This is a genomic window from Nitrospirillum guaranorum, assembly GCF_034653275.1.
Classification (GTDB): Bacteria; Pseudomonadota; Alphaproteobacteria; order Azospirillales; family Azospirillaceae; genus Nitrospirillum.
The window spans coordinates 552,438-575,007 of sequence record NZ_JAYEES010000003.1; the positions used below are offsets into that span (position 1 = coordinate 552,438).

Sequence of the window (22,570 nt, forward strand, 5' to 3'; positions counted from 1 at the left end):
ACGGCCATGATTCCGTGCCGCCCCATGTTTCACGTGAAACATAGGGGCTAAGTCAACTCACTTTCCGATGCAGAAATCGCGGAAGATGACGTCCAGCAGGTCTTCCACGTCCACACGGCCGGTGATGCGGCCCAGGGCGCGGGCGGCCAGGCGGGCGTCCTCCGCTGCCAGTTCCGGCAGATCGGCCCTCAGCGCGCGCGCCAGGGCGGCGCGGCAATCCTCCAGCGCCTGACGATGCCGGGCGCGGGTGAGAGATGGGGCGGCGCCCGGCATCAGGCGATCGCCGACGATGCGCTCCAGGGCCCCCAACAGATCCGCCAGCCCCTCACCGGTGGCGGCGGATACGGCGATGGCCGTACGGCCGGCGACCATGGCCGGCACATAGGTGCATAGGTCGCGCTTGTTCAGCACCACGAGCGCGTCGCCATCCGCCAGGGCCAAGGTGGCCGCCGCCATGTCGCCGATGTTCCACGTGGAACAATCCAGCACCAACAGCTTCAGGTCGGCTTTTTCCGCCCGCGCCAGCGCCCGCCGGATGCCCTCGCGCTCGACCTCATCGGCGGCGTCGCGCAGGCCGGCGGTATCGGCCAGGATGACAGGGAAGCCGCCCAGATCCAGGTTCACCTCGATGACGTCACGCGTTGTGCCGGCGGTGGCGGAGACGATGGCCGCGTCCCGCCGCGCCAGGGCATTCAACAGACTGGACTTGCCGGCATTGGGCGCGCCTAGTATGGCGATGGAAAAGCCGTCGCGCAGCCGCTCCCCCCGATGACCATCGGCCAGGTGGGCGCCGATCTCCTGGTACAGGCTGGTCAGGACGGGTACAACCGCCGGCGCCAGACCGTGGGGCAAATCCTCATCGGGGAAATCAATGTCCGCCTCCAGGTGGGCCAAGGCACGCACCAGGCGATGGCGCCACCCCTCGTAAAGCTGCCCCAGGACACCATCCATCTGGCGCAGGGCCTGGCGCCGCTGGGCCGCCGTCTCGGCATCGACCAGGTCGGCGATGGCCTCGGCCTCCGTCAGGTCCAGCTTGCCGGCTTCGAAGGCGCGGCGGCTGAACTCCCCCGGCTCCGCCACGCGCAGGCCCTGGGCCGCCAGCGCCTCGCTGGCGGCCGTCAGGACGGCGCGCCCGCCATGCAGATGCAACTCCGCCACATCTTCGCCGGTGAAGCTATCGGGTGCCGGGAACCACAGCACCAGCGCCTGGTCGAAAACCTCCCCCTCCTGGTCCTTCAGCCGCGCCAGCGTGGCGCGGCGCGGCGCGGGCAGGGGCCGCCCGGTCAAGGCGGACAGGGCGGCCCCGGCCTTGGGACCGGACAGGCGGATGACCTGCACCCCGCCCCGGCCGGGGGCGGAGGCCAAGGCGAAGATGGTGTCGGTGCTATAGAGGGACATGAGAGGTTGGTCAGTCTGCGGCGGCGGCTTTGCGGGCGCGGTGCGCCGGCACTTTCTCATCCGGATATAGCATCAAGCGGTCCACCCGGCCGCCCTCCACCAGGTGAGTCTTCACAATTTCATCGACGTCGCCGGTGGTGGCGCAGGTGTACCAGACACCTTCCGGGTAGATCACCAGCGTGGGCCCCAGCTCGCACCGGTCCAGGCAGCCGGCGGCGTTGACCCTGACCTTCTTGCCCAGGCCGGCCTCCTTGGCGGCGGCCTTCATGTGGTCGCGCAACGCCTCGGAACCCTTCTCCTTGCAGCAGCCCCGGGGGTGGCCCGGCGGCCGCTCATTGGTGCAAAAGAAAACGTGACGGTCGAAATAGGGTGCTGGATCGGTCACTTCGCGTCCTTGCCCCCGCCCATGGCGGAGGTCATCTGGTTCCACATCATTTTCTGCATCTGCTCGAACCCCTGGATGCCCACAGGCAGCCAGGTTTTCAGCAGGGCGTCCGGATCCATGGCGGCCAGGTTGGCGCTCATGCGGTCCTGCATCTGCCGCATCAGCGCGTCCTGCATGGGCTTCACGTCCGGCAGGCCCAGGAAAGCACGGGCCTCTTCCGGGGTGCAATCGACGTCGACGGTGATTTTCATGGGGGCGGACCTTCCTGTTCGGTTGGACTCTAAAGGCGCGTGCCGGGGGAGCTAACTGAGATATACGCCCGAAATAACGCCTCTTTTTTCTGACCTGCACTGTAGCGGAGGCTACAGTGGGGGCAAAGCGGCACTGGACAATCAACGACCGCATCATTCAGCCAGAAGAGCATCACCCCCATGGCGGCATCGGATACGACACAAGCGGCGGCGAACCTGTTGGTTCACGAGACCAGCCCCTACCTGCTGCAGCACAAGGACAACCCCGTGCACTGGCGCGCCTGGGGGCCGGAGGCGTTCGCCGAGGCCCAGGCGCTGGGCAAGCCTGTCCTGCTGTCCGTGGGCTATGCCGCCTGCCATTGGTGCCACGTGATGGCCCATGAAAGCTTCGAGAACGAGGCCATATCCTCCCTGATGAATGACCTGTTCATCAACATCAAGGTGGATCGGGAGGAACGGCCGGACGTGGACCAGGTCTACCAGCAGGCCTTGTCCCTGCTGGGGCAGCAGGGCGGCTGGCCGCTAACCATGTTCCTGACCCCCAAGGGGGAGCCGTTCTGGGGCGGTACCTATTTCCCTCCCGCCGGCCGCTATGGCCGCCCAGGATTCCCCGACGTGCTGCGGGGTGTGGCGGAGACCTATGCCCAGGACCCCGGCAAGGTCAGCCGCAACGTGAAGGCCCTGGGCGACGCCCTGCTCCGCCTGTCCCAGGGCCATCCGGGGGAGGCCGTGACGATCGGCGCCCTGAACGCCGTGGCCGACCGCCTGGTGCGCGAGGTCGACCCCTTCCTGGGTGGCATCAACGGCGCGCCCAAGTTCCCCCAGCCCAGCATCTTCGACCTGCTGTGGCGCGCCCACCTGCGCACCGGCCGCACAGACCTGCGCGACGCCGTCATCACCACCCTGACCCACATGGCCAACGGCGGCATCTACGACCACCTGGCTGGCGGCTTCGCCCGCTATTCCACGGACGAGCAGTGGCTGGTGCCCCATTTCGAGAAGATGCTGTACGACAACGCCCAGCTGGTGGCGTTGATGACCCAGGTGTGGCAGGGCACCCGGGACCCGCTGCTGGAGGTCCGGGTCCGGGAAACCGTGGGCTGGGTGCTGAACGAGATGAAGGTGCCGGGCGGTGCCTTCGGCGCCACCCTGGATGCCGACAGCGAGGGGGAGGAAGGCCGCTTCTACGTCTGGACCAAGGCGGAGGTCGACCGCCTACTTGGCGCGGATACCGACCTGTTCTGCGCCCACTATGACGTGACCGGGCTGGGCAACTGGGAAGGCCACACCATCCTGAACCGGCGCACGCCCCTGGCGCCGGGCAGTGCCGAGGAAAACCGCCTGGCCCATGCCCGCGCCCGCCTGCTGAAGGCCCGGGCCCTGCGCATCCGCCCCGGTTGGGACGACAAGGTGCTGGCCGACTGGAACGGCCTGATGATCGCGGCCCTGGCCCGCGCTGGCTTCGTCTTCGAACAGCCGGGCTGGATCGAGGCCGCCATCGACGCCTACAGCCATGTTGTAACAAGCCTGGGCCATACTGGCGGGGATGGGCTGGACCGCCTGTATCACAGCGGCCGCGGCGGCAGGGCCCGCCACGCCGGCCTGCTGGAAGACTACGCCAACATGGGGAAGGCCGCCCTGACCCTGCATGAGATCACCGGTGACGCCGCCTTCCTGGATCAGGCCGCGCGCTGGACGGACACGCTGGACCGTCATTTCTGGGATGAGGCGGACGGCGGCTATTACACCACCGCCGACGATGTGGGCGACCTGCTGGTCCGCCCGCGCAACGCCCACGACAACGCCGTGCCCGCTGGCAATGGCACCCAACTGGGTAACCTCACCCGCCTGTGGATGCTGACCGGGCAGGACCGCTACCGCGCCCGGGCCGACACGCTGATGTCGGCCTTCAGCGGGGAACTGGGCCGCAACTTCTTCCCGCTCTCCACCTTCCTCAACATGGCCGAGACGCTGCTGAATGGCGTGCATGTCGTGCTGGTGGGGGAGGGCGACGACCTGGAGCCCTTCAACGTCGTCCTGCGCACCCAGTCGCGTCCAACCCTGGTTGTCAGCCGCCTGGCGCCCGGACAAAATTTGCCGGACCCGCATCCGGCGGCGGGCAAGGCCATGGTGGATGGCCGGGCCACGGCCTATGTCTGTCAAGAGATGCGGTGTTCCTTGCCCGTCACCACGCCGGAAGCGCTAGCCGATCTGCTGGCCGCTAGCGCTTCCAGCCAGTGAGGTGCCCCATAGCGTCCTAGTGACGGACGTCACGGTGACAGGCCCCCGCCCAATCGTTAATATGGATCGAATAAGAAACGACGCGTGTTTTAACCATAAGCATTCGACAACCAAATCAAAGGGGTAGCGCAGCATGACCACCGTGACGATCAACGCCACCGATGGCGGCAGTTTCGACGCGTACCTGGCGATCCCGGCCGGCGGCAAGGGCCCGGGCCTGGTGCTGATCCAGGAGATCTTTGGCGTCAACGCCAACATGCGCGCGCTGTGCGACCATTATGCCGCCCTAGGCTACACCGCCATCTGTCCCGACCTGTTCTGGCGCCAGGAACCGGGCGTGCAGCTGACCGACCAGACCGAGGCCGAATGGCAGCGGGCCTTCCAGCTGTACAACGGCTTCAGCGAAGCCAGCGGGGTGGAGGACCTGATCGCCACCGTGGACTTCCTGCGCGAGCATGAGGCGACGGGCGGCAAGGTGGGCACCCTGGGCTACTGCCTGGGCGGCAAGCTGGCCTTCCTGATGGCCACCCGATCCGACGCCGACGCCAACGTCAGCTATTACGGCGTGGGCCTGGACGGCGCCTTGGGCGAGGTCAGCGCCATCACCAAGCCGCTGATGCTGCATACCGCCGGCAAGGACAAATTCTCCTCCGACGAGACGCGGGCCAAGGTGAACGCCGCGATCGAGGGCAACCACCTGATCATCCAGCACCTCTACCCGGAGCAGGACCACGCCTTCGCCCGCGTGGGCGGCGAGCATTACGACGCCAAGGCGGCCGACCTGGCCAACCAGCGCACCGCCACCTTCCTGAAAGAGACGCTGTCTTAACATTGTCCCTCAAGCGCCGGGCGCGGGCATCCGCCCGCTCGGCTATCCTCAGTTTCCAGTCCACTGCGTTCCCCGAAAACTTCCGGCGGACGCGGTCGCGTCCTACAGCGGCATGAGGCGCGGTCTCATGCCGCTGATGGCTGCCTAGCCGAATTTTCTTCCCCCTTCATAGGAGCCCCACCATGGTCCACGCCATCCGCATCCACCAGACCGGCGGTCCGGAGGTGATGAAGTGGGAGGAGGTGACGGTGGGGGAGCCGGGGCCGGGCCAGGTGCGCCTGCGCCAGACGGCCGTGGGCCTGAACTACATCGATGTCTATGTCCGCACGGGCCTCTACAAGAATCCGTTGCCCCTGATCCCGGGCATGGAGGCCGCCGGCGTGGTCGAGGCCGTGGGGCCCGACGTCTATGACTTCAAGGTCGGCGACCGCGTCGGCTATTGCACTGGCGGCACCGGCGGTTATGCCGAGGCGCGGCTGTACCCGGCCGAGCGATTGGTCCACCTGCCGGACGGCATCGACGACCAGACGGGCGCGGCCATGCTGCTGCAAGGCCTGACCGCGCACTACCTGCTGCACCGCACCTTCCCGGTGAAACCGGGACAGACCATCCTGCTGCACGCCGCCGCCGGCGGGGTGGGGCTGATCGCCTGCCAGTGGGCCAAGGCTTTGGGCGCCACCGTCATCGGCACCGTCGGCTCCGACGAGAAGGCGGAACTGGCCCGCGCCCACGGCTGCGACCACACCATCGTCTACACCCGCGAAAACTTCGTGGAGCGGGTGAAGCAGATCACCGACGGCCAGGGCGTGCCCGTCGTCTACGACAGCATTGGCAAGGACACCTTCTACCAGAGCCTGGACTGCCTCAGCCGCCTGGGCACCATGGTCAGCTTCGGCAACGCTTCCGGCCCCGTGGGCGCCGTGGACATCGGCATTTTGAACACCAAGGGCTCGCTGTTCCTGACGCGACCCTCCCTGGGCGGCTACGTCGCCACCACCAAGGAACTGCGCGACAGCGCCAACGCCCTGTTCGCCGCCGTGCTGTCCGGCAAGGTGAAGATCGACGTGCGCCAGACCTACGCCCTGAAGGACGCGGCCCAAGCCCACATCGCCCTGGAAGCCCGCCGCACCACCGGCTCCACGGTGCTGCTGCCGTGAGATCAGCCGGCGGTCGCCGCCGCCGCTTCCTCACCCGCCAGCCACAGCGGCGACTTGATGGCCTTGAGGAAGGCGGCGTGGGCCTCCAACTCCTCGGCCGAGGCGGCGTGGGGACGGGAGGCGCGGAAGACGCGGGTCTCCTCGACCACCACCAGGCCCACCTCCGCCGTCTTCACGGCCGTGGCGCCCAGCACCAGGTCAGGCTGCCGGCCGCCCATCAGCTCCAGATAGACCTCGGCCAGCAGCTGGGCGTCGAGCAGCGCGCCGTGATAGGTGCGGCCGGAATTGTCGATGCCGAAGCGGCGGCACAGGGCGTCCAGGCTGGCCGGGGCGCCGGGGAAGCGCTTGCGCGCCATGGCCACGGTGTCCACCGACCGCGCCATGGGCATGGTCTTCATCCCCAGGCGCGTGAACTCCGCGTTCAGGAAGCCCATGTCGAAGCTGGCGTTGTGGATGATCAGCGGGCTGTCCTGGATGAAGTCCAGGAAGTCGCCGGCCACGGCGGCGAACACCGGCTTGTCCGAGAGGAAGGCGGCCGACAGGCCATGCACCGCCTCGGCTTCCGCCGGCATGTCCCGTTCCGGGTTGATGTAGGCGTGCCAGCTGTTGCCGGTGGCTACGTGGTTCAACAGCTCCACGCAGCCGATTTCCACCACACGATCGCCGCCCAGCGCATTCACACCGGTGGTTTCGGTATCGAGGACGATTTCACGCATGGGAACGGGCTACCTGGCTCTACGGATCAAGGACGGGCGGGGACGGGGCGGCCATACCCGGCCGCGCTGCCCGGACAGCAGTGTGACGATCCCGGCCAGCCGCCGCAAGGTCAGCGCGCGGCCCAGGCCCGTGGGCACGATGAAATCCGCCCGCCGGCGCTTTTCGGCATCCGGCATCTGGCGGCGTAGAATGGCCTCCAGCTTGCCCGGGTTCATACCCGGCCGGGCCAGCACCCGGGCGCGCTGCAGGCTGTGGGGGGCGGAAACGACGGCCACACGGTCGCAGTTGACCTGGCCTCCCGTCTCGAAGAGCAGGGGCACGTCCAGCACGGCCACCTTGGCGCCGCTGGCCGCGGCACGGCGCAGGAAGCGATCGCGCGCCTGGGCCACCAGGGGATGGACGATGGCCTCCAGCCGCCTCAGGGCCGGGGTGTTGCCCATCACCTCCGCCGACAGCAGCTGCCGGTCCACCGCCCCATCACGCACCACGCCCGGGAACGCCTGCCCGATAGGGCCCACCGCGGCACCCCCCTTGGCATAGAGGCGATGCACCGTGGCGTCGCTGTCGTGGATGGGGCAGCCCAGCCGGCGCAGCATCGCCGCCGCGGTCGACTTGCCCATGCCGATCGACCCGGTAAGGCCCAGCACGATCATCGGGACACCGCCATGGGCTGTTCAGTCCCCGAAGACGGCGACGTAGAGGGCCTCCGTCACCTGTGGCGCCCGGCCGAACCAGGCCTCGAACCCCGGCCGGCCCTGATGCAGCAGCATGCCCCGGCCATCCACCACGACATGGCCCCGGGCCTTGGCCGCCGCCAGCAGGGGGGTCTCCACCGGCGTATAGACGATGTCGGTCACCACGGCCCCGCGCGGCAGGGCATCCAGCGCCAAATCCAGGGGTGGGTGGCCCGTCATGCCCTGGGTCGTGGCGTTGGCCAGCAGCTGGGCGCCGGCCAGGGCCTCCGCCCGTTCCTCCCACGCCACCGCCGTGACCGGGCAGGCGACGCCTGGGCCCAGATCCGCCGCCAGCTCTTGCGCCCGGGCGAGTGTGCGGTTCACCAGGCGGATTTCCGGCACGCCGGCATCGGCCAGCGCCACCACCAGGGATCGTGCCGCCCCGCCCGCGCCGACGATGACCGCCGGGCCCTGGCCAGCCGTCCAGGCGGGCGCGCCGGCCCTCAGGTTCTCGAGGAAGCCGAAGCCATCGGTGTTGCGACCCTCCAGCGTGCCATCGGCATGGACGATGACGGTGTTGACCGCCCCCATGCGGCGGGCCGTCTGATCCACCCTGTCCACTGTGCGGAACGCCGCCTCCTTATGCGGCACCGTGACGTTGCAGCCCACCAGGCCCAGCGCGGGCAGGGCGCGCAAGGCTTGCTCGATGCGATCCGGCGGCACCGCCAGCGGCACGTAGGCCCCATCGATGCCGTACTCCGCCAGCCAGTGACCGTGCAGGCGCGGGCTGCGGCTGTGCCCCACCGGCCAGCCCATGACGCCCGCGACACGGGCCTTTCCAGTGAAGCTCATGGCTTGGTCCTTCAGGCTGGCAGCACGCCACGCACGCGCAGGAAGCCCAGCAGCGGCAGCAGCGGCAGACCCAGGATGGTGAAGTGGTCGCCGGCCACGCGGGTGAACAGCTGGGCGCCCAGCGCCTCCAGCTGATAACCGCCGACGGAGGTCAGCACGGCGTCGCCGGTGGCGTTCAGATAGCGCTCGATGAAGTCATCGCTCAGGGGCCGCATGGTCAGCTTGGCCTGGTCGGTCTGGTGCCAGACACGGCTGTTGTTGTGGAACAGCACGGCGGTGGTCACCAGGCGGTGGGTGCGGCCGGACAGCGCGCGCAGCTGCTCGGCGGCACCGGCGCGATCCTCCGGCTTGTCGAACCAGCGCCCCTCGCACTCCAGCATCTGGTCGGCGCCGATGACGTAAGCACCCGGCACCTTGGCGGCCACGCGCGACGCCTTCAGCTCCGCCAAAGCCTCCGCCGTTTCCTCCACCGTCAGGCCGCCGGACTTGCACGACAGCTTGACCTCTTCCTCATCCACGCCGGGGCGGTGGGCCACGACCTCCAGCCCCGCGCCGCGCAGCAGGGACAGGCGCGTCTGGCTGCCGGACGCCAGCACCACCGGCTGCGTCGCCAGCACCGGGGTCGCCGGGGCCGGCGGAAAATCTTCAGACGACATGCACACTCACATTCCGGAATGGGGCGGGCGCGGGGACAGGCGCGGGCCCTCCGCCGGCTCCCCCACGGGGTTGATGGGCTCGGCCCCCGCCGGACGGCGGCGGGCCAGCAGCATGAGGATTTCGGCCGCCGTCTCCTCGATGGACCGGCGGGTGACGTCGATGACGGGCCAGCCCTTGCGGCTGTACAGCCGTCGCGCCTCCGACAGTTCCGACCGCACCTGCTCGGGGTCGACGTAGCTGGTTTCCTCGCCCTGGTTCAACAGGCGCAAGCGGTTGCGGCGGATCTGGATCAGCCGCTCGGGGTCCTTGGTCAGGCCCACCACCAGGGGGCGCGACACCTGGTCCAGCTCCGGCGGCAGGGGGCAGCCGGGGACAAAGGGGATGTTGGCCGCCTTGATGCCGCGGTTGGCCAGGTAGATGCAGGTCGGCGTCTTGGAGGTGCGCGAGACGCCCACCAGGATGACGTCGGCCTGGTGCAGCTCCCACGCCGTCTGGCCGTCGTCGTGGCCCAGGGCGAAATCCATGGCGTCGATGCGGCTGAAATATTCCGCGTCCAGGGCATGCTGGCGGCCTGGCTGGCTCTGGCTTTCCAGGCCCAGGTAGGCGGCCAGCGAATTGATCAGGTGGTCCAGCACCGGCACGCAGGGGATGCCGATCTCGCGGCAGGTGTCCTGCAGGCGGCGGCGCAGGCGCTCGTTCACCAGGGTGAACATGACCAGCCCCGGATTATCGCGGATGCCGTCGATCACCATCTCCAGCTGCCGGTCGGTGCGGACCAGGTTCCAGAAATGCTCGATGGGTTCGACATGGTCGAACTGCGAGACGCAGGCGCGCGCCACGGAATTGATGGTCTCGCCGGTGGCGTCGGACACCAGGTGCAGGTGGAATTCCTTGGTTTGGGGCGTCTGGGACAAGGGCGTCGCTCCGGCAACGGACATACGGGTGGGCTTGGAAGGCGCGGACTGGACGCCTGTGGACGGGATTTGGGGAAAACCGGCGGACAATCCGGGAAAAATGCGCCGTTCCGGGATCCTCTTTCCTTTCCATACAGGCTTCCCGGGATCCCACGCAGAGGGAATCCCGCATCGGGATAAAGGTCCGTCACCCCTTGGAACAACCGGGGCGATGACCGGCGCCGCCCACTTATCCCCAGGATCCCCGGACCCGACGGAATTTATAACATTCCAAGGCTCTGACCAGAAACCCCGCTGCGTCATCCACATCCCGAAGAGCCGGAACGGGATCCCGCGAACGCTGTGGATGAAATACGGATGATCTTGAATTCCCGTTATCCACAGGGCCAACTACCACCCCATTCCTTTTTCAAATTAGATCAGAGTAGAAAAGGGGCCTGTGGGAAAACGTCGGGCCCGGCCGCCAGCGTGCCGGCGCCCCTATGGAGACCGCCTTGTCCCAGATCCAGCCCCAAAGCCGGCCGGACCGCCTGCTGCTGCGTACCCTGAAGGGTGAGACGTCACCCCGTCCGCCCTTCTGGCTGATGCGCCAGGCCGGCCGCTACCTGCCCGAATACCGTGAGGTGCGGGCCCAGGCCGGCGGCTTCCTGGACCTGTGCCTTAAACCGGACCTGGCGACCGAGGTGACGCTCCAGCCCATCCGCCGCTATGGCATGGACGCCGCCATCCTGTTCTCCGACATCCTGATCCTGCCGCACGCCCTGGGACAGAAGGTGTGGTTCGCGGAAGGCGAGGGGCCGCGCCTGGACCCCATCCGTGACCAGGCCGGGCTGGACCGGCTGGACGTGGCCCATCTGGAAGAGCGGGCGGAACCGGTCTATGAGGCTGTCCGGCGTATCCGGGCGGCGCTGCCGGATGCCGTGACGCTCATCGGCTTCGCGGGCAGCCCCTGGACCGTCGCGACGTATATGGTCGAAGGGGCAGGCTCCAAGGAGTTCCTGCACGCCAAGGGTTGGGCCTACCAGGATCCAGCGGGCTTCCAGCGCCTGATCGACCTGCTGGTCGAGACGACCGTCACCCACCTGTCCGCACAGATCGATGCCGGGGCCGAGGTGGTGCAGCTGTTCGACAGCTGGGCTGGCGCGCTGGCTCCGGCGGAATTCGCACGCTGGTCCATCGCCCCGACCCGGGCCATCGTGCGGGCCCTGAAGGACAGGCATCCGGGGGTTCCCGTCATCGGCTTTCCGCGCGGGGCGGGGATCGGTATCCAGGCGTATGTGGAGCAGACGGGGGTGGACGCCGTCAGCCTGGACACGTCCGTCCCGCTGGACTGGGCCGCCAGCGCCCTGCAGAGCCGCGTGCCCGTCCAGGGCAACCTGGATCCCCTGGCCCTGGTGGCGGGGGGGCGGCGCTGCGCCGCGCCGCCACGGACATCCTGTCGACGCTGGGCAAGGGGCCCTTCATTTTCAACCTGGGCCACGGCATCGTGCAGCAGACCCCGCCCGAGCATGTCGCGGAGCTGGCCCGCTTGATCCAGGAATGGCCGTCCTCAAGTCAGGGGTAAGCTGACCCGCCCGTATGATCCATGGCGCGCGGGTGACCGTATCCGCCCGCGCCGACACGTCCCGCCGACCGCTACCGAGCCCCCATGAGCCCGCTGCCCCTTCCCGAGATCACGTCCGACACCCAGGCGGCGCCCAAGGCCGCCCGCGCCCGCCGCATCGCCGTCGTCCTGTTCAATCTCGGCGGACCGGACCGGTTGGAGGCCGTGCGGCCCTTCCTCTACAACCTGTTCCGGGATCCGGCCATCATTGGCCTGCCCGCCCCCTTCCGCCAGTTGGTGGCCCACCTGATATCCAGCCGGCGCGACAAGGTCGCCCAGGGCATCTACCAGACCCTGGGCGGCGGCTCCCCCTGCTGCCCAACACCCAGGCCCAGGCCCAGGCGCTGGAGCAGCAGCTGTGGGACGCGGGCACGGTGCGGGTGTTCGTCAGCATGCGCTATTGGCATCCCTTCAGCGACGCCGTGGCGCATGATGTGAAGGATTGGGAACCGGACGAGGTGGTGCTGCTGCCCCTCTACCCGCAGTTCTCCACCACCACCACCGCCTCCAGCCTCAAGGATTGGCAGCGGGCCGCCAGGGCGGCGGGCCTGACGGCGCCCTCGCGCTCCATCTGCTGCTATCCGGATGAGCCGGGTTTCGTCGCCGCCACGGCCAAGCTGATCCGCGCCGGCCTGGAAGAGGCCGCCCCCCACGGCAAGCCGCGCGTCCTGTTCTCCGCCCATGGCCTGCCGGAGAAGGTGGTGAAGGGCGGAGATCCCTATCAGTTCCAGTGCGAGCGTACGGCCCAGGCGGTGGTGAAATCCCTGCGCATCGAGAACCTCGACTGGGTGTCCTGCTATCAGAGCCGGGTCGGCCCCATGAAGTGGATCGGCCCCTCCACGGATGAGGAGATCCGCCGCGCCGGGCAGGACCGGGTGCCGGTGGTGGTGGTGCCCATCGCCTTCGTCTCCGAACACTCCGAAACCCTGGTGGAGATCGAGCACGAGTACCGCCACCTGGCCAAGGAGGTGGGCGTGCCCCACTTCGTGCGTGTGCCGGCGGTGGGCGTGGAACCGTCCTTCATCCTGGGCCTGGCCGGCCTGGTGCGCCAGGCGCTGATCCGCACCGCCGGCGGGCCGGTGATGTGCGGCACCGGCCTGCGCCTGTGCCCCGCCGGCAAAGCCGGTTGCCCGCAGCCCGTCTCGGGGGCATAAGGGGCGCCAAGACCTCAAAGCTAGGGCAGGGCGCATCCCCATGTACCTCTGGATCAAGGCCATCCACGTCATCGCCGTCATCTCCTGGATGGCGGGGCTGTTCTACCTGCCGCGGCTGTTCGTCTATCACTGCGACGCGCCCGCCGGATCCGCCCAATCCGAGACCTTCAAGGTCATGGAGCGGCGTCTGCTGCGCGTCATCATGAACCCGGCCATGATCCTGACCTGGGCCTGCGGCCTGGCCATGATCACCCTGGATCCGGGCCTGCTGAAGGGGGCCGGCTGGCTGCACGCCAAGCTGTCGCTGGTGGTGCTGATGACCGTCATGCACATGGCCATGGCCCGCTGGCGCCGCGCCTTCGCGGAGGACCGCAACACCAAGTCCCCGCGTTTCTTCCGCATGGCCAACGAGGTGCCGACCCTGCTGATGATCCTGATCGTCATCCTGGTCATCGTCCGGCCGTTCTGACCGTCCGTGACGGTCACGGGCCTGTTAGCGCCCCGTTCAAGTTCCAGCCCGGACATAGGATATTTAGTCCTAGATCGAATGAGCCCTGGGATCCGGGTCTTTTTGCTTTGACTTGGGCTCAGGTCCTGTACTAATCGTGGAACAGGTCAAGGCCCGTAACGTCGGGATGATTTCGAGTCGCCCCGTCATCCGGGCGCCTGACTCGTGAGGCATCCCCGCCCCCCTCCCCGGGATGGGCGCAGCGAGGCCAATTTCCCCGAACTTCCCCTCCCGGTGTCGCCGTCCTTTTTCCCCGGTGATGCCATCCTTCCACCCTATACACCCTATTCCATGAGTCCGGGCCGGCGGCCAAGCCGTCGTCATCGTTCCCGGGGCTCTCGACAGGACGAAGATGAATCTCCAAGAGTTAAAGGCCAAGTCGCCCGCCGAGCTGCTGGCGTTCGCGGAAGAGCTGCAGATCGAGAACGCGGGCACCCTGCGCAAGCAGGACATGATGTTCGCCATCCTGAAGCAGCTGGCCGAAAACGACGTCCCCATCTTCGGCGAAGGCGTGCTGGAGGTTCTGCAGGACGGCTTCGGCTTCCTGCGCTCGCCCGAGAGCAACTACCTGCCGGGTCCCGACGACATTTACGTCAGCCCCAGCCAGGTGCGCCGCTTCGGCCTGCGCACCGGTGACACGGTGGAAGGCCAGATCCGCTCGCCCAAGGATGGTGAGCGCTATTTCGCCTTGCTGAAGGTCGGCTCGATCAACTTCGACCATCCGGACAAGGTGCGTCACCGCATCAACTTCGACAACCTGACCCCGCTTTATCCGGAAGAGCGGCTGAAGCTGGAAATCGAGGATCCGGTCCGCAACAAGAAGGACATGACCACCCGGGTCATCGACCTGGTGGCCCCGCTGGGCAAAGGCCAGCGCGCCCTGATCGTGGCGCCGCCCCGCACCGGCAAGACGGTGATGTTGCAGAACATCGCCCACTCCATCGCCACCAACCACCCCGAGGTCTACCTCATCGTCCTGCTGATCGATGAGCGTCCGGAAGAAGTGACCGACATGGCCCGCTCCGTCCGGGGCGAGGTCATCAGCTCCACCTTCGACGAGCCGGCCACCCGCCATGTGCAGGTGACGGAGATGGTGCTGGAAAAGGCCAAGCGCCTGGTCGAGCACAAGCGCGATGTCGTCATCCTGCTGGACAGCATCACCCGTCTGGCGCGCGCCTACAACACGGTGGTGCCGTCCTCGGGCAAGGTGCTGACCGGCGGTGTGGACGCCAACGCCCTGCAGCGACCCAAGCGCTTTTTCGGTGCCGCCCGCAACATCGAGGAAGGCGGCAGCCTGACCATCATCGCCACCGCGCTGATCGACACCGGCTCGCGCATGGACGAGGTGATCTTCGAAGAGTTCAAGGGCACCGGTAACTCGGAAATCGTCCTGGACCGCAAACTGTCGGACAAGCGCGTCTTCCCGGCCATCGACATCCAGAAGTCGGGCACCCGCAAGGAAGAGCTGTTGGTGGAAAAGGGCACCATGGCCAAGATGTGGATCCTGACGCCGCATTTTGAACCCGATGGGTGCCACCGACGCGGTGGAATTCCTGATCGACAAGCTCAAGCAGAGCAAGCAGAACTCCGAATTCTTCGAGAGCATGAACCAGTAAGAAGAATTCGAGTATCGATATCAAGGGCGCCATTGCTATGCGGTGGCGCCCTTTTTATTGTCAGTAAAAACACTGTTTTGGAAATGAACCAGGCATTAACCAAGATCCACGGTTTTCCGTGGTTTCATCGGCTTAATTGAGAACTGGTCACATTCAATTACGTCACACCAGAAATTTCTGCTTGCGCAACCCTTGCCGACGCTGAAAAAAGGTTCAAATATCACGGGTTATTGGTCTATCCTTTTGGATAGAGCAACCGCCGGGGGTCGTCTCACATGCGCTTACTGATTGCCGATGACCATGGTCTGGTGCGCGACGCGTTGTCTTCCCACATCGAAAGACAGGCGCCGGGCGCGGTCGTCGTGGGGGCCGCCAGCGTGGATGAGGCCGTCGTCGCCCTGCGCCAGGACAAGGCCATCGACCTGCTGATCCTGGATCTGCGCATGCCGGGGATGAACGGGTTGGACGGGCTGCAGCGCGTGCGCACCGAATTCCCCCTGCTGAAGGTGGCGCTGATGTCGGGCTTGGCCCGGCCGGATGAGATCCGGGGCGCCTTCACCCGGGGTGCCGTCGGTTTCCTGCCCAAGACCCTGAGCGCCACGGAACTCCTGTCCGCCATCCAGACCATGCTGGCGGGTGAACGGTTCATCCCGGCCGACGTCAACACCGCCGACACCGCCGATGGCGCCAGCTTCACCCGGCGTGAGCGCGAGGTGCTGGACTATCTGCTGCAGGGCCGCTCCAACAAGGAGATCGCGCGCTCGCTGGAACTGGAAGAAGTGACGGTGAAGCTGCACGTCCGGGGCATCTGCCGCAAGCTGGGCGCCAAGAACCGCACCCAGGCGGTGATGCGCGCGGTGGAGATGGGTATTGCCAGCTGACGGCAAAGGGGATGCCGAGGGCCGGGTGGTTCCCGCCACCTTCCTGCATGACCTCAACAACCTGCTGACTGCCATCCACGGCTATTCCAGCCTGCTGGCGGCGGATCTGCCGGCTGGCGGGCAGGAACAAGACTTCGCCGCCCGCATCCTGGCCGCAGCGGAAGAGGCGCGGCAACTGGTGGCCAAGGTGCCCCGCACGCGCCCCGTCTCCACCCTCCGGGTTCTGCTGGTCGGCGGCGCGCTGGCCCGCCTGGCGGGCGCGCTGGAGACCCTGGGACTGGAGGTGACGCTCGCCGCCTCGGCACGCGAGGCGCAGGGCGCGCTGAAGGCCAGCACCAGCGACTGGGACGTGGTGGCCGGCTCGGCTGAATCCCTGTCCGGCCTGGGCGTCCTTGGCTTGCCCCTGGCGGCCGTGCCCGCCGGCGCCGACGCCGTGACGGTGGACGCCCTGATTCGCGCGGCGCGCGGCTGAAAGCCCAAAAGAAAACCGCCCGGGCATGGGCGCCGGGCGGCTTTTCCTGATCAAGGCTCGACCTTGGGATCAGGCCTGGGCCATGTCTTCCGGCTTCTCCGACGCCAGCACCTGGCGGCGATAGAGGTCCACGAAATCCAGGGGCTGCAGCATCAGCGGCGGGAAGCCGCCATCGCGCACGGCGTCCGACACGATGGACCGGGCGAAGGGGAACAGCAGGCGCGGCGCCTCGATCAGCAGCACGGCGCGGGTCTGGTCCAGCGGCATGGGCGGCATGGAGAAGATGCCGGCGTAGGACAGCTCGACGATGAAGGCGGTGCGGCCCTCGTGGCTGGCCTCGGCACGGATGTTCAGCGCCACCTCGTGCACGTTCTCCGCCACGTTGCGGGCCTGCACGTCGACCTGCAGGTCGACCTTCGGCTGCTGGGCGTTCATCAGGCTGGCCGGGGCGTTGGGGTTCTCGAACGACAGATCCCGAACGTACTGGGCATTGACCACCAGCGGCAGCATGCCGGCGCCCTCAGTGGCGGTGGCGCCATTGCCGCCATTAGCGGCGCCGTTCAGGCTGGTCTCATCGGACATAGGTCTGGGACTCCCGGTAAAAGCAAATCAGCTATTCCGCAGAAGCGGACTGACGCGCGCGGGACTAGCACGGAAGCGTCCGGCCGGCAACCAGCCATTACGGCCGCCGGCGTCGGGTGGGCGGCGGCCCTCGGTAAAACCAGCAGACCTTCCCACCGTTCCCCATCCCATCCCGCGTATTGTCGCGATGACAAGGTGACCGTTGACGCTGCCCGCCGGCCCGGCCTACAACCAAAGCCCGTGGTGATTTGCTGACCGGCTTGCAGACCACGTTAAACAAGCTGCTAAAAGGTCGGGCCGTACATAAGGTACACCGACCACATTGCACCGTGCCGGTCGCGGTTGCCTTATGATCGGAGTGACGGCCATGGGCCAGACGCCTGACAATTCCAATCCCCCGGCCACCCTGCGCCCCCGCACCCAACTGGTGCATGGCGGCACCCGCCGCAGCGGTTTCGAGGAAACCTCCGAAGCCTTGTTCCTGACCTCGGGCTTCATCTACGCCAGTGCCGAGGAGGCCGAGGCCGCGTTCGTCAACGACGGCTCGCGCTTCGTCTATTCCCGCTTCCGCAATCCCACCGTGGCCATGCTGGAGGAACGGCTGGCCGGCTACGAGGGGTTCGCCCGCTGTATCGCCACGGCCAGCGGCATGGCCGCCGTCAACCTGGCGGTCATGGGCCTGCTGAAGGCCGGCGACCGGGTGGTGGCGCCGCACGCGCTGTTCGGCTCCTGCCTCTACATCATCAAGGATTTGGCGCCGCGCTACGGCATCCAGTGCACCCTGGTTGAGGGGACTGACCTGAAGCAGTGGGAAGAGGCGCTGTCCACCCCGGCCACCGTCGTCTTCCTGGAAAGCCCCAGCAACCCCACCATGCAGGTGGTGGACGTGGCCGCCGTGGCCGACCTGGCCCACAAGGCCGGCGCCCGCGTGGTGGTCGACAACGTCTTCGCCACCCCGGTGCTGCAGCGGCCCAAGGACATGGGCGCCGACGTGGTCGTCTATTCGGCCACCAAGCATATCGATGGCCAGGGCCGCTGCCTGGGCGGCGCCGTGCTGTGCGATGACGAGGTGGCGGCCCTGATCTCCCCCGTCCTGCGCCATACCGGCCCGTCCATGAGCCCCTTCAACGCCTGGGTGCTGCTGAAGGGGCTGGAGACGCTGGAGCTGCGCGTGAATGCCCAGGCGGCCTCCGCCTTGGCGCTGGCCCAATTCCTGGAAAGCCACCCGGCGGTGGAGACGGTGCTGTACCCCGGCCTCCCCAGCCATCCGCAGCATGACCTGGCCATGCGGCAGATGAAGGCCGGCGGCACCCTGGTCACCTTCGACGTCAAGGGCGGGAAGGAGGCGGCGTTCCGCCTGCTGAACGCATTGAAGATCATCAAGATCTCCAACAACCTGGGCGACGCCAAGAGCCTGATCACGCACAACGCCACCACCACCCACCAGCGCCTGACCGATGAGGAAAAGGCCAAGGTGGGCATCAGCCCCGGCACCCTGCGCTTTTCCGTGGGGCTGGAGGACGCGGACGATCTGCGCGACGATTTGGCCGCCGGTCTGGCCGCCGCTGCCGGCTAAATCACCATCACTACAGGTGTGGGCGGCGGCGCGGACTTGACCCCGCGCCGCCGCGACATCGGCCGGGCTGTCCTCTACCCCGGTAGCGCCTTAGACTTTGGATCGAGGGCTGGCGCCCACTTCCTTTATGGACGCGACGAAGCGTTTCCCATAATGTTGCAGCGCACTATCGCGGCGCAACATAAGGGAGCGCTCACCATGCCGGATCGGCATATCCCTTACCCCACCGCCCCGCGTCCGGCCAAAAGGGCGGGCAAGGGGCGCATCGGCATGGTCATTCCCGGCACGCCGGAGGCCATGCACCTGAAGCGGGCCCAGGTGGAACTGGACCGGGTGGCGACCCGGGTGCACGAGACCGCCTTCGCCTCCGCCCATACCATCACCGCGCGCCTGGGCCTGCTGGCCCAGACCGGTGGCGATCCGGTGGCGCTGGGCACCAATCCCGAATTCGAACGCATGGGCCGCGAAAAGGTGGAGGCCTTCACGGACTCGGCCCTGGCCCTGGTGGGGGGCATGCGCGCTTTCCACGATGCTTGGTGGCGTTGGCGCGACCATCAGGTCGACGCGCTGGGCGAATTCGCCCGCGCCGCCTGGTCGTCCTGGCATCCCGGGGATTGGGTGACGGCGGAGCGCCGCCTGGTCACCTCCACCCTGCGCGCCGCCACAGGGGCCTTCACCCGCTTCAGCCACGCCACCAGCCGCCTGGGCGGCCTGGGCCTGGCGCCCATCCACCGTGCCGCCTCAGCCAACGCCCGCCGTTTGTCGCTGGTGCCGCGCCTGCTGCCGCGCCGGGGCATGGAGGGGGCGGGATAAACCGGCGTGAAGCGCGGGCCCGATGACAGGGAGGGGCGCGCGTCAGGATCAAGTCAGCGTGAAGCCTGAAAACGGAACAACAAAATCCGGAAGGCGGCCATGGGACATATGGGCAGGGATGGGTCCGCCGGCGCATCGGGAGCCGATGACGCCGCGGTGATGGACGACAAAGCGGGTACGCCGGGAAAAGAGTCCCCAGGAAAAGAGTCAGGGGGTAAACGGTTAGCGAGGGCGTCGGGCCGCGCATGGGGTGATGCGTGGGAAAAAGTTTGTGCCATACTCCCGGTCCGTCCCGGGACCCGCGGTGCTGGTGCCCCGACCCTGGATGGTGCCCGCCCGGCCGGCTCGAAACGCCGGGCCTTGCCAGAGATCCGCCGCGCCATGTCCCCTGCCGCCAAAACCACCCCGACCCCGCTGGATGAAACCGCCTTGCCGGAGGCGCTGCCCACGGCCGAGGTGCTGACCACCCGCATGGCCAACCTGGCGGATGGCGACCTGCGGCCGGACGCCCTGCGCGCCGGCATCCTGGCCCTGATGCGGCAGACCCTGGACCAGGGCCGCGCCCTCATCCGCCGCCGGCTGGAGAATGGCGGCCGGGGAGAGGTCTGCCTGCGCGAGGCCACGGCCTTGACCGACGCCATCGTCGTGTCGCTGGCCGACTTCGCCCTGCACCGCGTCTTCCCCACCGCCGGTCCGACGCGCGGTGAACACTTCGCCGTGGTGGCCACTGGCGGCTATGGCCGCAAGGAGATGGCGCCCTTCTCGGACGTCGACCTGCTGTTCCTGCTGCCCTACAAGCGCACGCCGCGTATCGAGCAGGTGGTGGAATACGTCCTCTACCTGCTGTGGGACATGGGGCTGAAGGTCGGCCACGCCGTGCGGTCGGTGGATGAATGCGTGCGCCAGGCCCTGGGCGACATCACCATCCGCACCAGCCTGCTGGAGGCCCGCTTCCTCTATGGCGACGACAAGCTGTTCGCGGAATTCCGTAAGCGCTTCACCAAGGAGGTGGTGGCCAACACCGGCCCCGCCTTCATCGAGGCCAAGCTGGCCGAGCGCGACAGTCGCCACCTGAAGTTCTGCGACAGCCGCTATGTGCTGGAGCCCAACGTGAAGGAGGGCAAGGGCGGCCTGCGCGACCTGCAGACCCTGTTCTGGATCGCCAAGTACGTCTATCAGGTCGACAAGGTGAAGGACCTGGTGGCCAACGGCGTGCTGCTGGCCGAGGAGGCGCAGCGCTTCGCCAAGGCGCAGAACTTCCTGTGGACCTGCCGCTGCCACCTGCACTACCTGACCGGCCGGGGCGAGGACCGCCTGACCTTCGACGTGCAGGGCGAGATGGCGCGGCGCCTGGGTTACACCGACCACGCCGGCACCAGCGACGTCGAACGCTTCATGAAGCACTACTTCCTGATGGCCAAGGACGTGGGCGACCTGACCCGCATCCTCTGCGCCACCCTGGAACAGGAAAGCCAGCGGCCGCCCCGCTTCGCCTTCCTGCGGCGCGTGAAGCCCAGCGAGCTGGAAGGCTTCGTCATCGACAACGGCCGCCTCAGCATCCGGGACGAGCGGCATTTCCGCGACAAGCCGGTGGACATGGTGCGCCTGTTCCGCGTGGCGCAGTGGCATAACCTGGACATACATCCCAAGGCGCTGCGCGCGCTGGCGCGCTCCATTTCCGCCCTGGGGCCCAAGGTGCGCAACGACCCGGAGGCCAACCGGCTGTTCCTGGAAATCCTGGGCTCGCGCAAGGATCCCGAGGTCACGCTGCGCCGCATGAACGAGGCCGGGGTGCTGGGCCGTTTCCTGCCGGATTTCGGCCGGGTGGTGGCGCAAATGCAGTACGACATGTACCACATGTTCACGGTGGACGAGCACACGCTGTTCGCCATGGGCATCCTGCACGATATCGAAAAGGGCAACCTGAAGGACGAGGTGCCGCTGGCCTGCGAGGTCATCCACACCCTCAGTTCCAAGCGCGCCCTCTCGGTGGCCCTGCTGCTGCACGACGTTGCCAAGGGCCGGGGCGGCGACCATTCCATCCTGGGCGCCAAGGTGGCGGAAAAGCTGTGCCCCCGCCTGGGCATGACGGAAGAGGAGACGGAAACGGTGGCCTGGCTGGTGCGCCAGCACCTGACCATGTCCATCGTCGCCTTCAAGCGCGACCTGGATGATGAGAAAACCATCCGGGACTTCGTCGACATCGTGAAATCGCCGGAACGGCTGAAGCTACTGCTGGTCCTGACCGTGGCCGACATCCGCGCCGTGGGTCCCGGCCGCTGGAACAACTGGAAGGCCACGCTGCTGCGCCAGCTGTACTGGCGGGCGGAGGAAATGATGTCCGGCGGCGTCGTGGGCTCCGACGGGCGCGAGGCGCGCATCGCCAACGCGCAGGCCGCCCTGCGCGCGCAGTTGCCCGACTGGGCCCCGGCCGACATCGACCATCACTTGGCCCTGGGCTATCCCAACTATTGGCTGGCCTTCGACCCGCCCACCTTGGCCCAGCACGCCCGCTTAATCCATGAGGCAGAGGCCAAGCAAGCGCCGCTTACCATCGAGACCCGGTATGATCCCGGCCGCTCGGTGACCGAGGTGACGATCTACACCGCCGACCATGCCGGCTTGTTCTCCCGCCTGGCGGGGGCCATGGCGCTGGCCGGCGGCGACATCGTCGACGCCCGCATCACCACCATGACCAACGGCATGGCGCTGGACGTGTTCTCCCTGCAGGGGGCGGGGCCCAGCGGCGCGCGCTTCGACAGCGGGGAAAAGCGCACGCGCCTGAAGTCCTCGGTGGAAAAGGCGCTGGCCGGCGACATCAAGCTGGCGCCGGAACTGGCCAAGCGCGCCTCGCCCCTGCCGTCGCGCACCCGCGTGTTCCGCGTGCCGCCGCGCGTGCTGGTCGATAACAAGGCCAGCGCCGGCTACACCGTCATCGAGGTTAACGGCCGCGACCGGCCGGGCCTGCTGTATGACCTGACCCGGGCGCTGACGGCGCTGAACCTGCAGATCGCCTCGGCCAAGATCTCGACCTACGGCAACGCGGCGGTCGACGTGTTCTATGTGAAGGACATCTTCGGCCTGAAGGTGGCGCACGAAGCCAAGCTGACCCAGATCCGCAAGGAGCTGCTGGCCGTGCTGGACGAGCCGGATCCGGCGGCGGAGCAGCCCAAGGCCAAGCCGGCGCGGCGTCGATCCACCGCGGCCGCGGCGGAGTGACGCCGCGTTGACACTTCTGGCCCTTTACCTGGGACGCGACTGCGCCCGGCGCCTGAGGACACCTGAAAACT

Annotated in this window: 18 protein-coding genes, 3 pseudogenes and 1 riboswitch; of the genes and pseudogenes, 12 read left to right on the forward strand and 9 right to left on the reverse strand. The window is 67.6% G+C overall.

Going from position 1 to position 22,570, the window contains the following annotated elements; all coding sequences use genetic code 11:
* Nucleotides 1-57: 57 nt before the first annotated feature.
* From mnmE to UAJ10_RS11460, 3 genes are read right to left on the reverse strand one after another with little or no spacing between them, the layout of a single operon-like run.
* Entirely contained in the window at nucleotides 58-1,398 is a 1,341-nt protein-coding gene (gene mnmE / locus UAJ10_RS11450) for a tRNA uridine-5-carboxymethylaminomethyl(34) synthesis GTPase MnmE (protein ID WP_322915478.1), read from the reverse strand.
* Nucleotides 1,399-1,408: 10 nt separating this feature from the next.
* Complete coding sequence (locus UAJ10_RS11455; protein ID WP_322915479.1) at nucleotides 1,409-1,783, reverse strand: (2Fe-2S) ferredoxin domain-containing protein; 375 nt, start codon at nucleotides 1,781-1,783, stop codon at nucleotides 1,409-1,411.
* Nucleotides 1,780-2,034, reverse strand: coding sequence for a DUF6489 family protein (locus UAJ10_RS11460; RefSeq protein WP_040843426.1), 255 nt, complete (start codon nucleotides 2,032-2,034; stop codon nucleotides 1,780-1,782). The genes UAJ10_RS11455 and UAJ10_RS11460 overlap by 4 nt, the downstream gene beginning before the upstream one ends.
* Before the next feature lie 180 nt (nucleotides 2,035-2,214).
* Between UAJ10_RS11460 and UAJ10_RS11465 the strand changes: the two genes are divergently transcribed.
* From UAJ10_RS11465 to UAJ10_RS11475, 3 genes are all read left to right on the forward strand, one after another.
* The gene (locus tag UAJ10_RS11465; protein WP_322915480.1) at nucleotides 2,215-4,275 is read left to right on the forward strand and encodes a thioredoxin domain-containing protein; all 2,061 of its coding nucleotides are present in this window, start codon (nucleotides 2,215-2,217) and stop codon (nucleotides 4,273-4,275) included.
* 133 nt (nucleotides 4,276-4,408) lie between these two features.
* Nucleotides 4,409-5,104, forward strand: a complete 696-nt coding sequence (locus UAJ10_RS11470) for a dienelactone hydrolase family protein (RefSeq protein ID WP_145749094.1) — start codon at nucleotides 4,409-4,411, stop codon at nucleotides 5,102-5,104.
* Between the two features lie 182 nt (nucleotides 5,105-5,286).
* Nucleotides 5,287-6,261 carry a quinone oxidoreductase family protein gene (locus UAJ10_RS11475; protein ID WP_322915481.1) on the forward strand — a complete coding sequence of 325 codons (975 nt, stop codon included), beginning with the start codon at nucleotides 5,287-5,289 and terminating at the stop codon, nucleotides 6,259-6,261.
* A gap of 2 nt (nucleotides 6,262-6,263) precedes the next feature.
* Here UAJ10_RS11475 and dnaQ read toward each other — a convergent pair whose 3' ends face one another.
* Genes dnaQ through UAJ10_RS11500 form a run of 5 tightly spaced genes read right to left on the reverse strand, consistent with a single transcriptional unit; the run spans nucleotide 6,264 to nucleotide 10,075 of the window.
* Nucleotides 6,264-6,977, reverse strand: coding sequence for a DNA polymerase III subunit epsilon (gene dnaQ / locus UAJ10_RS11480; protein WP_322915482.1), 714 nt, complete (start codon nucleotides 6,975-6,977; stop codon nucleotides 6,264-6,266).
* Between the two features lie 9 nt (nucleotides 6,978-6,986).
* Nucleotides 6,987-7,631, reverse strand: coding sequence for a dephospho-CoA kinase (gene coaE, locus UAJ10_RS11485; protein ID WP_322915483.1), 645 nt, complete (start codon nucleotides 7,629-7,631; stop codon nucleotides 6,987-6,989).
* Nucleotides 7,632-7,652: 21 nt separating this feature from the next.
* The gene (locus tag UAJ10_RS11490) at nucleotides 7,653-8,504 is read right to left on the reverse strand and encodes a shikimate dehydrogenase (protein WP_322915484.1); all 852 of its coding nucleotides are present in this window, start codon (nucleotides 8,502-8,504) and stop codon (nucleotides 7,653-7,655) included.
* Between the two features lie 11 nt (nucleotides 8,505-8,515).
* Nucleotides 8,516-9,160, reverse strand: a complete 645-nt coding sequence (locus UAJ10_RS11495; RefSeq protein WP_322915485.1) for a Maf family protein — start codon at nucleotides 9,158-9,160, stop codon at nucleotides 8,516-8,518.
* Nucleotides 9,161-9,166: 6 nt separating this feature from the next.
* Entirely contained in the window at nucleotides 9,167-10,075 is a 909-nt protein-coding gene (locus UAJ10_RS11500) for a pyruvate, water dikinase regulatory protein (protein WP_322915486.1), read from the reverse strand.
* 503 nt (nucleotides 10,076-10,578) lie between these two features.
* Here UAJ10_RS11500 and hemE point away from each other — a divergent pair.
* From hemE to UAJ10_RS11530, 6 genes and pseudogenes are all read left to right on the forward strand, one after another.
* A pseudogene (hemE, locus tag UAJ10_RS11505) lies at nucleotides 10,579-11,639 on the forward strand (uroporphyrinogen decarboxylase).
* A gap of 84 nt (nucleotides 11,640-11,723) precedes the next feature.
* Nucleotides 11,724-12,832: pseudogene (hemH, locus tag UAJ10_RS11510) on the forward strand (ferrochelatase).
* Nucleotides 12,833-12,872: 40 nt separating this feature from the next.
* Nucleotides 12,873-13,301 (forward strand): protoporphyrinogen oxidase HemJ, encoded by a 429-nt coding sequence (gene hemJ / locus UAJ10_RS11515; RefSeq protein WP_004271483.1) that lies wholly within the window; start codon nucleotides 12,873-12,875, stop codon nucleotides 13,299-13,301.
* 391 nt (nucleotides 13,302-13,692) lie between these two features.
* A pseudogene (gene rho, locus UAJ10_RS11520) lies at nucleotides 13,693-14,956 on the forward strand (transcription termination factor Rho).
* A 275-nt stretch (nucleotides 14,957-15,231) separates the two neighbouring features.
* A complete protein-coding gene (locus tag UAJ10_RS11525) occupies nucleotides 15,232-15,837 on the forward strand; it encodes a response regulator (protein WP_088870425.1) in 606 nt (201 codons plus the stop codon).
* A complete protein-coding gene (locus UAJ10_RS11530; RefSeq protein WP_322915487.1) occupies nucleotides 15,827-16,309 on the forward strand; it encodes a hypothetical protein in 483 nt (160 codons plus the stop codon). The genes UAJ10_RS11525 and UAJ10_RS11530 overlap by 11 nt, the downstream gene beginning before the upstream one ends.
* A gap of 69 nt (nucleotides 16,310-16,378) precedes the next feature.
* On the opposite strand, the gene secB is transcribed toward UAJ10_RS11530, so the two are convergent.
* Nucleotides 16,379-16,891, reverse strand: coding sequence for a protein-export chaperone SecB (gene secB, locus UAJ10_RS11535; protein ID WP_322915488.1), 513 nt, complete (start codon nucleotides 16,889-16,891; stop codon nucleotides 16,379-16,381).
* 230 nt (nucleotides 16,892-17,121) lie between these two features.
* Nucleotides 17,122-17,199, forward strand: a riboswitch (SAM riboswitch).
* Nucleotides 17,200-17,258: 59 nt separating this feature from the next.
* Between secB and metZ the strand changes: the two genes are divergently transcribed.
* The 3 genes from metZ (at nucleotide 17,259) to UAJ10_RS11550 (ending at nucleotide 22,499) form a co-directional block, all read left to right on the forward strand.
* A complete protein-coding gene (gene metZ, locus UAJ10_RS11540) occupies nucleotides 17,259-18,467 on the forward strand; it encodes an O-succinylhomoserine sulfhydrylase (RefSeq protein WP_322915489.1) in 1,209 nt (402 codons plus the stop codon).
* A gap of 198 nt (nucleotides 18,468-18,665) precedes the next feature.
* Complete coding sequence (locus UAJ10_RS11545; RefSeq protein WP_050897889.1) at nucleotides 18,666-19,280, forward strand: hypothetical protein; 615 nt, start codon at nucleotides 18,666-18,668, stop codon at nucleotides 19,278-19,280.
* 381 nt (nucleotides 19,281-19,661) lie between these two features.
* Nucleotides 19,662-22,499: a [protein-PII] uridylyltransferase gene (locus tag UAJ10_RS11550; RefSeq protein ID WP_322915490.1), complete on the forward strand. Its 2,838-nt coding sequence runs from the start codon at nucleotides 19,662-19,664 to the stop codon at nucleotides 22,497-22,499.
* Nucleotides 22,500-22,570: the final 71 nt, after the last annotated feature.